The organism is Longitalea arenae (assembly GCF_016924755.1).
Lineage (GTDB): Bacteria > Bacteroidota > Bacteroidia > Chitinophagales > Chitinophagaceae > Niastella > Niastella arenae.
This window is the reverse complement of the sequence record NZ_JAFFJX010000001.1, coordinates 150,231-165,776: the sequence shown is the minus strand read 5'-3', so window position 1 is coordinate 165,776 and position 15,546 is coordinate 150,231. Positions and strand designations below refer to the sequence as shown.

Annotated in this window: 8 protein-coding genes; 4 read left to right on the top strand and 4 right to left on the bottom strand. The window is 44.4% G+C overall.

Translation table 11 applies throughout. The features are described 5' to 3' along the window. Positions 1-50 precede the first annotated feature (50 nt). On the bottom strand, positions 51-2,861 hold the full coding sequence (locus tag JT717_RS00725; protein WP_205508191.1) for a TonB-dependent receptor: 2,811 nt from the start codon (positions 2,859-2,861) through the stop codon (positions 51-53). Between the two features lie 265 nt (positions 2,862-3,126). Here JT717_RS00725 and JT717_RS00720 point away from each other — a divergent pair, with 265 nt between their 5' ends. Further along, positions 3,127-3,294, top strand: coding sequence for a hypothetical protein (locus JT717_RS00720; protein ID WP_205508190.1), 168 nt, complete (start codon positions 3,127-3,129; stop codon positions 3,292-3,294). A 175-nt stretch (positions 3,295-3,469) separates the two neighbouring features. Here the strand turns inward: JT717_RS00720 and JT717_RS00715 are convergent, their stop codons facing one another. Beyond that, on the bottom strand, positions 3,470-6,466 hold the full coding sequence (locus JT717_RS00715) for an outer membrane beta-barrel family protein (protein ID WP_205508188.1): 2,997 nt from the start codon (positions 6,464-6,466) through the stop codon (positions 3,470-3,472). 215 nt (positions 6,467-6,681) lie between these two features. Next, positions 6,682-10,455, bottom strand: a complete 3,774-nt coding sequence (locus JT717_RS00710; RefSeq protein ID WP_205508187.1) for a DEAD/DEAH box helicase — start codon at positions 10,453-10,455, stop codon at positions 6,682-6,684. A 585-nt stretch (positions 10,456-11,040) separates the two neighbouring features. Here JT717_RS00710 and JT717_RS00705 point away from each other — a divergent pair. The 3 genes from JT717_RS00705 (at position 11,041) to JT717_RS00695 (ending at position 13,566) form a co-directional block, all read left to right on the top strand. Further along, positions 11,041-12,690 carry a M28 family peptidase gene (locus JT717_RS00705; protein WP_205508186.1) on the top strand — a complete coding sequence of 550 codons (1,650 nt, stop codon included), beginning with the start codon at positions 11,041-11,043 and terminating at the stop codon, positions 12,688-12,690. 29 nt (positions 12,691-12,719) lie between these two features. Next, a complete protein-coding gene (locus JT717_RS00700; RefSeq protein ID WP_205508185.1) occupies positions 12,720-13,154 on the top strand; it encodes an IPExxxVDY family protein in 435 nt (144 codons plus the stop codon). 181 nt (positions 13,155-13,335) lie between these two features. Next, positions 13,336-13,566 (top strand): 4a-hydroxytetrahydrobiopterin dehydratase, encoded by a 231-nt coding sequence (locus JT717_RS00695; RefSeq protein ID WP_205508184.1) that lies wholly within the window; start codon positions 13,336-13,338, stop codon positions 13,564-13,566. 71 nt (positions 13,567-13,637) lie between these two features. Here JT717_RS00695 and rho read toward each other — a convergent pair whose 3' ends face one another. Further along, entirely contained in the window at positions 13,638-15,317 is a 1,680-nt protein-coding gene (gene rho / locus JT717_RS00690) for a transcription termination factor Rho (protein ID WP_205508181.1), read from the bottom strand. Positions 15,318-15,546 lie beyond the last annotated feature (229 nt).

The window sequence follows — 15,546 nt, the reverse complement described above, 5'->3', positions numbered from 1 at the left end:
TGCTACCATGCCCGCCTGCCGCTGTTCATGTATGAAAACCAGCTTGTATGCTATCTTTTAATGATACGTATACCACCGCCATCTTCATCGCGGCCGTGTAAGCCATTCTTTGTTAAACTATAAGTAACACTCAGCAGGAAGTAACGTTGCAGGTTGGTTACCCGTTTGTCTTCGATATAATTCTGACTGGAACTACGGCTTACGCCAATATTCTGCTTTAACAGGTCGAAAGCCGATAGCTTAATTTCTCCGCGGTTAAAGCGCAGGAACTGTTTGCTGATAAATGCATTCCATAGCGGCACTTTTGTGTTAAACCCACTGGCCCGCTGGCTGTTGATGGCATATGTAAATTCGGTATTGAAGAAAAAGCGCCTCGGCAGTTGCCAGTTGATCTCAGCACGGTATTGCTGGTTTAAATACTCCGTATTCAGCGATCGCTGTAAGCCATATTGCGTGCGGTAATAATTCACGCCGGCAGACAAGGAAAGATCGAGCTTTTCTGTTGCATTGATATCTAACCGGAGCTCCGGACCCATCGTTATGGTGCTGATCATGTTTTCAGCATCGTTGATGAATGTGCTGTATTTGGTACAGTTACCATTGGTACTCATATTCACTGTGCCTTTCAGGAAACGCAGCGGTAAACCCAGGTGTATTGAACCGGAAAGATCATAGGCCCCATTGACATTCACCGGCCGCGTGGTTTTTACCCCAAGGGAATCGATCGTATCGGCATCAACGATCTTATTATCCGTTCTGCGCAGGTTGAGAAAAGCAAAGAGGTTGCGGTTCCTGAATGGATTCACTGAAAAATAATTCAACTGCACCGAATGCGTTAGCTCCTGTTGCAAGCCGGCATTACCCGCTTTAATATTCAACGGGTCGCTGTTATCGGGAACCGGTTGCAATTGGGAAACCGTAGGTTGTTTGGTGCTGGTGGTATAATTTAACCGCAGGTTACGGAATTTAGTAAAATTGTATTGTAGCCTGGCGTTGGGCAAAAGGTTATGAAATGTTTTGTTGATAAGAGAATCCATACTCTTGGTGATACTATTCCCTTCCAGCTCAGCCTGCTGCCAGTTCACCCCAACCGATGCATTGAATTTCCTTTGCTGCAAACGCCAACGCAAACCTGCTGAATAATAACCATACTCATTTTTATAATTATTGGTAAGCAGGTCGTTCAGTTTGTTGAACTTACCACTAATGGGATCATAATCATAAGTCGTTTTTTGCGCAGTGCTTTTGCTATTGCTCGAAGCCAGACTTAATTCTAACAATGATCTTTTAAAAACCGGTTCTGTATATACCAGGCGGGCCGTATAACTGTTTAGATCGCTGCTGTTGGTATTGTGCTGGCTGATAGAGTCTGTTCTTATTACTGTACCCCTGGTGTTCCGGTAGGTGTTTATAGATTGTAACCTGCCGTCTCCATCGCTCGCGTTCAGGCTGTTCTGTAAGCTCAGGGAAATTGTTCTGCCCGCACGGCGGAATTTTTTACGGAATAACAGATCGTTTTGAAAATTATAGCCCTTGCTGCTTGTTTCGTTGTTACTGAAACCGCTGCTGCCCGGGATCTGGGTAAGCGACCAGCTATCATAATCGCTCACCGATGAATTACTTGTTTGCTGATATCCCAGGGAAGGAGAGATTTTTATGGAATGAAAAGAATCTAGTTGAATATCAGCACCCAGGTTTAGCTTATGACTGTTATTTAGATTTTTTGTAAAGGCATTCTGATTATAATGGTACGATGAATCAGGCAAAAAGTATAAGCGCTGAATATGACTTTCGGTATTGGGATTATACCGGTTATAAAAATAGTTGCTGGTGAACTGGGTCTTATTACCAATGAGATCATTGTAATTTAAACCACCACCCCAAATAGTCTTTATGCCATTGTTATCATCCTGGTTGTTGGCACCATCGTTCCTCAGACTAAGCTGCAATCCGCCCCCGCCGGCCTGTTGCATATTGCCCATGCCATTATTAAAGCTCAGCATATCTATAAATGAGAACCCTTCTGCATTTGTATTGTTGCCCATACCGATCACGGAGAACTGGCGGGCGCCCTTAAATGAATTTACATTGAACCTGCCCTCATACCTGTCATTGGTACCGCCGCCGGCCGTCACTTTACCGAACATCCCCTTATTCTTGTCTTTCTTTAATTTCAGGTTAATCGTCTTTTCGCTATTGCCATCATCAAAACCCGTTAACTGCGCCTGATCACTCATTTTGTCATATACCTGTACTTTCTCTACGGCATCGGCCGGCAGGTTGCGTGTGGCTATTTTCGGATCCTTGCCAAAGAACTCTTTGCCATCAACCAACACCTTTTTTACTTCCTGGCCCTGCGCTTTTACGGTTCCGTCTTTTTCCACTTTAATGCCCGGCATTTTCTTCAGCAATTGTTCAACGGTAGCATTCGGCACAGTCTTAAAAGAACCGGCATTATATTGTACTGTATCATCCAATAGAGTTACCGGCGGCGCTTCTGCCTGAACGGTCACTTCCTGCAGTACCCGGCTAACATCATTCATGATGATATTGCCCAGGCTAACGACTCTATGCGAATCGTCGATGGCGAACAGCCTGCTGGTATTATGGTAGCTTACATGGGTGATCAATAAGCGGTATTCACCATTGAGCAAGCCGGTGATCTCAAACTGCCCTTTACTATCCGACATCGTGAAAGATACCAGGGAAGAATCTTTTCGCTGTAATAAGGTAACCGTAGCAGCCAAAACCGGCTGCTTCGACAGGGTATCATAGACAAGGCCTTTTACTGTGCCCTTTTGTTGTGCCCATGATAATGAAAATAAAAAGCAGGTGAGGATCAGTAGGTAGCCATGTTTCATACAGAATATATTTTCGCAATTCAAGGTGGCTACGAAAATATTCTGAGGCGCCGGCAATGAAGGTTAAGCAGGGTTGGTTTAATGTTAATGAAGGTTAATGTTTCTGCTACAAGTAATAAGGGTTTACCAGCAGTCCGCTAAGAATCTGGGATATGCTGCCGGGCTATTTTACCGGATAATTTTTAAATTACACTGCACAATAAAAAGTCGCTTTGCCCGTTACACTAGTCGGCTTATTCTATTAATTCTTAACAATTCAAGACCAATGAAAAAGAATCCAATGTACTATGATGTACACCGTGCGAAAATTCACAAGACCATCTACCGCCCTTCTTCCAACATCGTTCGTTTTGTTAAAACTTTGTTAGCAGTTGTTATGCTGGGCAATTCACCCATCAGCAGCCCTGCTCCCGTAAGAAGAAAGCTCCATTAAGAACCAGTTACAATTTATTATAACGCATAGCATTACCTCTGAAACCACAATGTAAGTATGTGCTAGTCCCTTCCCGACAAACCGGGAGGGGATTTTTTTATGGCTTCGGCTTAAACAGCTGTGCCACACTTTAAAAGTGTGGCACAGCTCAGCCGCAATTTTTTAGCCGCAGCCATCATTGCCGTGAGCCGGGCATTATGATACCGCCGCCCCCGTTATTATTCCGCTCTATTTGGCGTTCTATATTGCGCGGTAACCTGGGACCGCCCTGGCGTTGCTGCTGACCGGCACCAGCCCGGTTAAGGTTATAAGTAAAGGTGAGCATAAAGTACCGGCGCAATACATTTACGCGGGTATCCTGTACCTTACCATCCGTTACGGTACGGGAAATACTTTGGTTCTGGTTCAACAGGTCGTTCACCGAGAATTTTAACTCCCCATTCTTCTTTTTAAACAGCTGATAGGCCAGGCTGCTATTCCATAAAGGAATGCTTTGGTTGAAGCCATCGGCCCGGCCGGTATTGATGTAGTAATCAAAATCGGTTGACAGTACCAGGCTCTTGAGGAAAGTATAGCTGATGTCGGCTGAATATGTTTGGGTAAAGTATTCATTATTTTGTTTTGATAACTGCGAGTAGGTAGCCTTATTATAGGCAACACTGGCATTTAAGCCCATGATCAGGGCATCTTTAATATTCAGGTTGATACCGGCTGTTTGGGTAACTGTAAAAGTATTGGTAACGTTTTGCTTCTGGAACAGGATATTCACATCGCGGTTATACACGACAGAGTTATTGAAATTCAGGCTGCTTCCTTTCAGTTTTCCCTGCAAAGGCAAACCAAATGTTATAAATGAAGAGGTGTTGTATGACCCGTTCAGGTTAACCGGTACAATGTATTGCGATGCTGAAGGGAAAGTGTCGTATCCCTCATACTTCTCCCTTATTTCAGGACGCAGGGAATCGATGCTGTTGGCAATCTTATTATGCGTATTGCTGAAATTGATGTTAATCGACAGGAATTTAAAGCTCACCGCATCAAAAGTATTGTAATTAAGGTTTACGTTATGCGTAAACTCCTGCCGCAGGGACGGATTCCCGTTCGTTACTGATAAAATATTCGATGCATCAGGAACCTCCTGCAATTGATTTACGGATGGCTGATTGGTACGGCCCCGGTAATACAAGCGTAAGTTCTTTGAGCGGCTGAACTGGTAGCTGAAATTGGCTGTAGGAAAGAGGTTGGTGTATGTTTGTTTTATCGTAGTGTCGCCATACTGGGCGCGATCGTTATAATTATTCAGTTCGGAATGCTCAACGGCTGCACCAATTTGCCAGCTGTACATTTTATTTTGTACGCGGAAGTTGGCGCCCCCCCGATGGGCAATGAAATCATTTTCAAAATAATTGGTCTGGGCTTTGTTAACGATATCATATTTAAGCGAACCGGTATTGAAATCATAGGCATCGCGGTCGCTGGTGCTATGCCGGTTGGTATACGCATAGTTAAGTTCTATTAACTTATTGCTGCCAATCGGTTCAGTATAAGAAGTACTAAGCACGTTATTCATTGATCTGGTCTTCTGAGACGACCTGAAATTCTGATTGATTATGCTAGTTAAATTGCCCTGTGCATCATAGGAGCGAAAAGGTGATTCCGTGGTGCCATTTCCATCACTGTTACTGATGCTGTTGTTCAGGCCAACGGTTAACGTACGGCCCGGCTTACGAAACCGGCGGCGATACAACAAGTTATTATTCAGGTTAATACCGTCGCGCACATTCGAATTTATGTTTGTGCCTTCATTGGCCAGAAAATCAACGGTGTTTATAGAACGGGTAAACAAGGTATCGTATGAATATGAATCGGAGTGCTGTAAGACCAGGTTCGGGGTATACAAGAGGGAGTTCATGGAGTCGATATAATATTCAAATCGCAGATTGAACCGGTGATTCTCGTTTCTTGCGTTTGAAAAGATATCCTCATGCTGAAAGATAACGGAGTCGCCGTCTATCGTTTGTTCGGTAAGGCTTTGCTGTTCTTTCCGGTTATCACTGGTTGAAAAGAAATAGCTGCCGGTCACATCCACTTTACTGCCCCATTTATCGCTGTAGTTAATTCCGGCATTGGTAGCTTTGGTAATACCGTTATTGCCGCTGCCGAAGCCACCGCCACCGCCAAAACCACCAAATCCGCGCCCACCGCCACCACGGCCACCACTGCCGCCGCCAAAGCCACCACCTCCACCACCAAAGCCACCGCCACCAGCGCCGCCGCCCCCGCGTGAACCAAAACCACCCATTGTGCCAACAATGTCGTTAAAGGAAAAAGTAGACCTGTTCAGGTTGTTCGACCCGGCCAGTACTGATATACGGCGATCGTTATCGAAGCGGTTGAACATAGCGCTGGCCTGGTAGCGCTCATTGTCGCCGGCGCCCACTGAAAAGCGGCCGAAATACCCTTTGCGTTTGTCTTTCTTCAATTTAATGTTGATCGTTTTTGACCGGCTGCCATCGTCTATCCGGGTGAATTTCGCCTGGTCGCTCATATCATCAAACACCTGTACCGATTCGATCATATCGGCAGTAATATTCTTGGTCGCCATTTTAGGATCGGTACCAAAAAATTCCTTTCCATCAACATATACTTTCTGCACATCTTCGCCCTGCGCTTTTACATTGCCGTCTTTATCTACCTGCACACCCGGTAATTTTTTTAACAGGTCTTCGGCTGTAGAATTGGGCTTTGTTTTAAAGGCATCGGCCTTGAATTCAACTGTATCTTTTTTTACTACTATTGGCGGCGCCTCAACGATCACTTCCTGCAGCATGTTCTCTTTCTTACTCATGTAAACAGTCCCTAACTGTACATTGGGTGCTTCGCTTGTAATACTGAATTTTATGTATTTTGGAGTATAGCCCTGATAGCTGATCATTAAACGATAGTTACCGGCAGCGAGGTTTTTGATCCTGAATTCCCCCCTGGTATCGGCCAGGGTATACGACACAACAGTTGTATCAGTAGCATGAAGCACGGTAACGGTAGCATCTACCAGATTGTCAACGAAAACACTATCGTATAATTTTCCCTGAATGCTACCCGAAACATTTTGGGCATACCCAGCGGATGCAAATACGAACGCTAAAGTGATCAGGGTAAAAAACTTTTTCATGTATGGGTTTGATATTACAATATAAACTTTTAGACGCCACCCTGCAGGCAAACTTGTGCAAACAAAGATCGTCCTGAAAAGTTCATCCTCTGGATAAGTTAGTGGCGCCTGTTTATTAAAAAATGCCACGATCAGCACATTTTCAATGCAAATCGTGGCACTTCGTTTATTCCTGGTAACACATCTTTACTTAAGTAATGTAAACCAGGACTTTATTAACTGAACAGATATTCCACATCCTCTCGGGTAAGCGATTTAACAAAGCCTTCATCGTCTGTGATGAGGTCCTTGGCTAACAGTCGCTTTTTATCCTGCAGCTGCAGGATCTTGTCTTCAATGGTGTCTTTACAGATCATGCGATAGGCAAAGATATTCTTCGTTTGGCCGATACGATGCGTGCGGTCAATCGCCTGCTGTTCAACGGCGGGGTTCCACCATGGATCAACGATGTATACATAATCGGCAGCCGTCAGGTTCAAACCCACACCACCGGCTTTTAAGGAGATCAGGAATACACGGCAGTTATCATCGTTCTGGAAACGTTGAATAGCCCGCTCGCGGTCAATAGCAGAAGTACTTCCGTCGAAATACTCATAATCAACTTCCAGCTCTTTCAATTTTTCCTTGATGAGGGCCAGCATACCCAGGAACTGGGAGAACACCAGCGCTTTGTGGTTACTGATATTTTCCGTGATCTCGCGGCCAAGCTCTTCCAGTTTTATGGAATGGTTTGGAAACTTTTCCGCTTCATTCAAAATGGCGGGTGAATCACAGATCTGCCGCAGTTTCATCAAACCTTGCAGGATGGTCAACTGGGAGCGTTGGATCCCCTGCTGTTCGATGGTGCCCATGATCTTGTCGCGGAAATCATTGCGATAGGCATCATAGATGGCCTGTTGCTCCGATTCCATTTCGCAGAACAGGATCGTCTCAATTTTATCGGGCAGGTCTTTTGCTACCTGCTCCTTGGTACGGCGCAAAATGAAAGGATATAATAATTTACGCAAATGGTCTTTACGATCGGCCTCACCGAATTTATCGATCGGTATCGCAAATTCCTGGCGGAAGAATTCAACGCTGCCGAGCATCCCCGGGTTCAGAAAGTTCATCTGCGCGAAAATATCGAATGTATTATTCTGCAAGGGGGTACCGCTCAAACAGATCCTGTTCTTGGACTGTAACAGGCAGGCTGCCTTGGTAACCTTACTGCTGGGATTTTTGATCGCCTGCGATTCATCGAGCACCACATAATCAAATGGAATTTCCACTAATAATTTTATATCGCTGCGTAAAGTGCCGTAAGTGGTAATGATGATCTCGGCGCTCATGAACTGTTCCTTGCCTCTTGTTCTTTCCCCACCATGATGTATGTAATAGGTAAGCGAAGGCGTAAACTTCTTGATCTCATTTTCCCAGTTGAACATCAGTGTGGTTGGACAAACCACCAACGCCCTTAATTTGCCCTGGCTGGTTCTGTAATAATTCAGGTACGATAAAGCCTGTACGGTTTTACCCAAACCCATATCGTCAGCCAGGATACCGCCCCAGCCTATTTCGCTGAGGTAATGCAGCCAGTGATACCCGTGTTCCTGGTATGGCCGCAATACATTTTGCAGGTGTTCAGGAAGCGGTATCTCTTTTATCTTGTTGAAACTTTTTAATTGTTCATATTTCTCTTCAAGCTTTAGTACCAGCTCTTCTTCACTGCGGTTATCGTACAGCTCGTCAATAACGCTCATGTGGTATTTCGACAGGCGCAATTGGTTTTGCTTGCCTTCCCCTACCCTGAACAGCAGTGAATATTTTTTGATCCATTCTTCGGGAAGAATACCCAGCGTTCCATCGTTCAGTTGCACGAACTGCTGCCGGTTGGCCAGTGCTTTCTTTACATCGGCGATGGTCACTTTTTGATCGCCAAACACAATATCAACCCGCGCATCGAACCAGTCGGTATTGCTGCTGATATGAATTTTTGTTTGCGGACGGGCAGTATTGAAGCGGAAGTTCTTCAGCGCGTCAAATCCATATACCGGGATCTTCAATTCCTTCATGGCGTCAACAAACAAAAAGAACCAGTTATTCTTTAATACATCACTGCCTTTCAGCGCCAGCTGCTGGCCGCCTTCCGGTCTGATAAATCCTGAGTGCAGGTTTTCCAGCTTCTTGATGAACTGTAACTCTTTTTCTTTATTCCGGTGAACGATCACCACTCTTTCGGTATCAGGGATCACCAGCTCGTCTTTACCACCGGGTTTCGTTTCAAATCCTTTGTAAGAGAACAGCGGTTGAAATACCAGGTAATCGCCTTTTTCCTGTAATACCACGCGTTTTTCAGGATCGCCGTCTTTAACCTCACTTACCAGCGACGTGTCAAACTCAACATGGTAATCTTTCGTAAGAGGCAATACCATTTTGCGCAATTGCTCGGGCCAGTCGGTTTTCGAATACACGAGCTTTCCTTTTCCATGGAACTGCGTTACCAGGCCAACATCTTCCGGTTTATCCCACAAAAACAGGTTGTCATTATAGAAGAAAAGCAAACTGCTATTGATGCCGTTCTCGCTGATGTTTACGTGTTGTCCGTTCAGCTTTACCCAGCATTCGATCTCATAGCTGTTCTTACCGGCAATTATTTTAAAGTATGGAGAAATAAAGTCGGTTACAATGCCAGCGGTGTGCAGGTTCTCCGTTTTGAAAACCTTTTTACCGTTCAGATAGAACACGAATGGGTTTGCAGCAATATCTGCAAACAGTTTTTTCAGCTTGGGATGCAGGTATTCCACCATAAGCGCCTTGGTCTCTTCAGGCAGGTCATCTTCCTCATGGTGAATGATATTCTCCCATATTCCGCTAAAGGGTGAATTGCGGTTAAGGTACTTGGTTACTTCCACATCCTGCATCTTCCGCAGCTGGGGAATCATTTGCCGGTCGTTCTCGGCATATACCTCCAGGTTAATGAACTTGGAGAGATCGAGCTTTTCTACCTTGCCGGCGAACTGGGTGGCTTCTTCATTTATTTCCCCGCTGATAGCATCAATGGAAAAGCCTGGATAACTTTCATAATTGAAATTAAACACCACGCCCAGGCGTTGCGTAAACGTGCTTGTTTTTTCCGGTTCTTCTACCGCTACAGTTTCAGCCGCATCAGGCACTTCGGTCACTACCGGTTTCGGTTTTGAGCGGGCGGCATCCTGCGGTGCTATGCGTTTAATGGAAGGATCCAGCACCCGCAAAAAAGGTTTGCCGTCTTTATAAGTAAATTCAAACTTGCCATCAAGGTTATCGCTGAGTGTATAACCATAGGCTTCGAGTAATTTATTTTTCTCTTTATCCCAGTTGCGGATGCTGTCGAAATAAAAAGGTCCATAAGCATTCAGCAATTGTAGAAATACGATCACCTTGGGCAAACAGAGCGGATGCAGGCGATCTTCATAATTACAACTGGTATCAAAATTTCTTTCTTCGTTCTTACGGATCACTACTTTCCAGGGCGTACCATCGATGGTTACAGTAGCTTTCACTACTTCATCCTGTGCATATTCAATATCTGCACGTTGGGTGCGCAGGTATTTTTCGGCTTCCGTATAGGTTTCCGGTGAACACAGCAACCGTAATGTTTTCAAATCGATGAATTTCATCTTCAATACGGTATGCTTCTGATCGTAGTCCACCTTCTCAGTCTTCAGCATATTCTTATCCAACATTTCCTGCAGTTGAATAAGCGCTGCCGCTTCGTGGCGGCAAATATCACCGAGGTTATAAGGGCAGGCGCAACGAACCGACAGGGTTCGCGAGTCCTTAAACTTCTGTATGTTTACTTTGTAATAAGTTGTATAACTATCATCTTTAACCCGGAAGGTTACAGAATCAAGGAGTTCATCATAGTCCACCAGTTCTACATATCCGATGGCGTGTATCTTCTTTCCCCTACGGATCACTTCATCAGTTCCATTGGTGTACACATATTTAATAAGATGAGGTAGTGCCATGCTTTGTTTTAATTTCCAAATCTCTGATTAGATATTAGCAGTCTGAATTTCAAGTTGGCAGTTTCCAGTTGGCAGTTACAACCCTTAAAATTTTACAGGTTTATATTATAATAATCAGGCTGTCAAAAAATTCAACGAAACTGCAAACTGCCCACTGCGAACTGCCATCTGTTCAAAAAAGGGCAATCTGCAAAAGTAAAGGAAAAAAGGTGAGCTTATAAAGAAAAAAACGATCTTAAACAAAATTAATATGGCGCGCGTTTGCATCGCGATGTCGGAAATAACCGGTTAACAGGCTTTTATAAACAGCTGATAAAATAATTTGTTTACTTACTGCCTAAAATCACCAATAAATAGTGATCCTGATCAAGAAGCCAATTAAAAGCAAATAGCTGGAACACACCTTGAAAGATGTGTTAAAATAGTATTATTTTCTGACCTGCCCGCGCGCTCTAAGATGGATGAGCCCTGACTTTCGATCATTTTGCCTCCTTTAAAATTGCCCTGATTTTTGATAAACAATTATTGGTACAGGCTTTGTCTAATTATAACTTTGTTAGCACCTAAGCCTGAAAAATAACTACAATGAACCTTTTTTTGCGTTTATTGATCATTCTATTATTCGCCTCCCAGTCTTCTGTAGGTCAGAAGTTGAAAAAAGCCGATAAAGTTATGATTACCAACCTGCAGGCACATATCTCGTACCTGTCGGATGATAAGCTGGAAGGCAGACGGGCGGGCACTAACGGCGAAAAACTGGCAAGCGAATACATCAGCAATGAGTTTAAGAAGGCCGGTCTGGAACCTAAAGGCGAACAGGGCTGGCTGCAGCCTTTTGAGATTTATGACGGCAAACAGATCAACCCTTCTACCTTACTATTCATTAATGACCGCGAGCTTAAACTGAACGACGAATATTTTCCTTTTGTGTTTTGTCCGGAAGCAAGCCTTACGGCAGCTGTATCGCCTGCGGTGAAGGAACAGGGTGTACCCTGGTTCAATGACCTGAAAGATCTTATTGAAGAGAATAAGGATAACCCGCATTTTGATCTTGCGACAGCTATAAAAACCATTGCGGGCAAAGCTGCTGAAAAAGGCGCTACAGCCTTGTTTGTATATAACAGCTCGGGCATAGCCGATAACCTGCAATTCGACGCTAAAGACAATTCCCGTCCACTTTCTATACCGGTTGTTTATTTAACACCGAAGGCCGGCAAGCAATATCTGGCCGATGAATCGGCAACACTCGATATAAGGTTAAAAACAGTTATCAGCGATAAAAAAAGAACGGGCAATAATGTCATTGGCATGATCAATAACGGCGCGCCCACCACGATCATTTTTGGCGCACATTATGATCACCTTGGTTATGGTGAAGATGGCAACAGTATGCTGCGCAGCGGTGAAAAGCAGATCCACAACGGCGCCGACGATAATGCCAGCGGAACCGCCGCGCTTATTGAACTGGCCAGGCTGCTGAAGTTGTCAAAGAATAAAAACAACAACTATCTGTTTATCGCCTTCTCCGGCGAAGAGCTGGGCCTGTTCGGTTCAAAATATTTTACCGAACATCCTACTGTGAGCCTGCAAACGGTGAACTATATGGTGAATATGGATATGGTAGGCAGGTTGAACGATAGCAATAAAACGATCACCATTGGCGGCTATGGCACCTCTCCCAGCTGGCCCGGCGTATTTACCGCCTTAAGCAAACAGAAGTACTTTACACCTAAATATGACTCCAGTGGCGTGGGCCCAAGTGATCACACTTCGTTTTACTTAAAGAATATTCCGGTGCTATTCTTCTTTACGGGTTTGCACAGCGATTACCATAAACCCACCGACGATCCTAACAAGATCAATTACACCGGGGAACTGTTCATTATCAAATACATTGAAAGCCTGGTAGCCCAAACCAATACCAAAGGCAAACTGGCTTTTCAAAAAACGCGTGAACCGGCCACCACTACGTCGGCCCGTTTCAATGTTACTCTTGGCATCATGCCCGATTATACGTTTTCAGGCAGCGGTGTGCGCGTAGACGGTGTAAGCGATGGGCGGCCGGCCCAAAAAGCAGGCATTCAAACCGGGGACATAATTATACAATTGGGTACCTATGACACCAATAACCTGGAAAGCTACATGCAGGCTTTATCGAAATTCCATAAGGGCGATAAAACAACCGTGAAGTATAAAAGAGGCGAAGAATTGAAAGAAGGCTCCGTTGAATTCTAAGTTTTATACCTTTATGGCAATATAATGGCATGAAACTTAAGCTCGACCTGGATGATCTGGCCAATGATTTTTTCGACAATACCCGTTTGATTGGTATTGTAGCACCCCTGAAAAGTTACCAGTTCTGCTGGCACCTGAATCATTTACTGCATTTTGATTTTCGCATCAACAACGATATAGAGATCCAGCTGCATAAAAAAAAGCGACACTATTATTTCTCTGTGTTTGAATACCGTGAACCACTGGGCAGCCTGGTACACTATTTATATAACAACCAGTACGACGGCGAATACCTGCTGCCCGAATTCAGGCACCTTGATTTTTTATGGCTGATGAAAGGCGATACTGTGCCTGATGCACTCTTCCAGCAAATATTAAATTCCGTTAAAACCATCTCCGGTGTTCAACTGGTGATGGAGCTTACCAATGAGAAGATCAAGAATAAAGGGCACCTGATATTCTAATGTCATAATTGCTGATGTGCTGATGTGCTAATTTGATAATTAAAACAATTGTCGGTTACAACTTAGGGGGTTCAGGTTACAAGGCTCAATTTTCGGGCACCCCTGCAATGCTTAACATGCTGCAATAAGGTCCCCTGTAACCTGCTACTTGTAACCTGTAACAGCTTTAAAACTTGCTTATATGTGGAAAGAAGAAAACAACAAACTCTACCGGAAGTTTGAATTCAAAAATTTCTCCGAAGCATTTGCCTTTATGACCCGGGTAGCGCTGGAGGCAGAAAAAATGGACCACCATCCTTTATGGACCAACGTATGGAACCAGGTGGAAGTTTGGTTAAGCACGCACAGCGCCGGCGATGTGGTTACTGATAAAGACCACCAGCTGGCAAAAAAGATCGACGCCCTGGTTTAACAAAGCTATAAATCAGAAAAGCCATCCCCTTTAGAGAGATGGCTTTTATTTATTTGTAGTGCCTGACGGTATTAACCGTTCATGCTTGCTAAAAATTCATAGTTGTCTTTTGTACCGCGCATCCGTTTCAGCAATTCGTTCATGGCTTCTTCCGTATTCATATCGGTAAGATACACGCGCAGGAGGTTCATCCTTTGTAATACATCGCGCTCCAGCAAGAGATCATCACGGCGGGTAGAAGATGCTACCAGGTCAATGGCAGGGAATACGCGCTTGTTGGCCAGGCGGCGGTCGAGCTGTAACTCCATGTTACCGGTACCTTTGAACTCTTCAAAGATCACCTCATCCATTTTGGAACCGGTATCGATCAGGGCAGTGGCTATTATGGTCAGGGAGCCGCCATTTTCAATTTTACGGGCAGCACCAAAGAATTGTTTGGGTTTTTGCATCGCGTTCGCTTCCACACCACCAGATAATACTTTACCTGAGGCGGGCGCTACCGTATTATGGGCGCGGGCAAGGCGGGTGATGGAGTCTAACAGAATAACTACATCATGTCCGCACTCTACCAGGCGCTTGGCCTTTTGCAGGGCAATGGTAGATACTTTAACGTGTTTCTCTGCGGGTTCGTCGAAGGTAGAAGCAATTACTTCAGCACGTACGCTGCGTTCCATATCGGTAACCTCTTCCGGACGCTCATCTACCAACACCACCATCAAATAACATTCGGGGTGATTGGCGGCAATGGCGTTCGCCACTTCTTTCAGCAATACGGTTTTACCGGTTTTAGGCTGAGCCACGATCAATCCGCGTTGTCCCTTACCAATGGGCGTGAATATGTCCATGATACGGGTGCTGTATTGATTCGATTGGGTGAACAGGTTCAGCTTTTCGTAAGGGAACAATGGCGTGAGGTAATCGAAAGGAACCCGGTCACGCACTTCTTCGGGTTGTTTACCGTTGATCGTTTCTACTTTCAACAAGGCGAAATATTTCTCACCTTCTTTTGGCGGACGAACAGCGCCGAAGATGGTGTCGCCGGTCTTTAAGCCAAATAATTTTATCTGAGAAGGAGAAACATAAATATCATCGGGGGAAGACAGGTAGTTGTAATCTGAAGAGCGGAGGAAGCCATATCCGTCGGGCATCATTTCTAAAACCCCTTCTGCCATAATAACGCCGTCAAACTCAATATTAAAAGCAGATTCGCGGCGATGGGGATATGATTTTTGCTGCTGTTCTACGGAAGGTTGTGGTTCTGCGATGCGCTCGTGGTCATGGGCGATCATGGTGTTGTTATCTTCTTCATCATCTTCGTCATCCCTTCCTGTAATTACCGGAATATCATCTTCATCGTTATCATCATTCATTACCGGTAATATGGGGGTAACTTCTTCCTCTTCTTCCGGCTCTGGTTTCTTGCGCCCTTTCTTTGCCGGAGCTGATTTTTCAATCATTTTCTTTTTGGGCGCTTCCTTCTTCATCTCTTTACGTACTGGTTTCTCATCACCACTTACCACATCAGCTTCTTCTGTTGCGTTAGCAGTAGTTGTTTTTACTACTCTTTTACGTTTACCTTTATCATCAGCTGTTCCATTCTTTACTGCACTTGCCATCACAGCCTGCTTATCGAGGATTTTATATACTAGTTCCTGTTTGTCTAATTTTTTTGCGTTGGGTATTTTTAACTGTTCAGCAATATCTAACAGTTCTGGAACGAGCATGTCGTTCAATTGCAAAATGTCATACATAAAATAACTTGTGAGTTAACACCTTAATCAGACGAGCAAACTTTGTTCGTTGAAAAAACGTTTGAAAATTGAAATGAGTTTATATGCGTGGAATGAGATTAACTGATGAGCTTTGTGAGTATCGGGTATGACTTATCAGCCCTATTCCAAACACAATAATACGCCAAATTTACAAAAAGCAAAAATTTTTGGGTTTGATCCCGCTTTTCTGTCACTATTTTAACCCCGA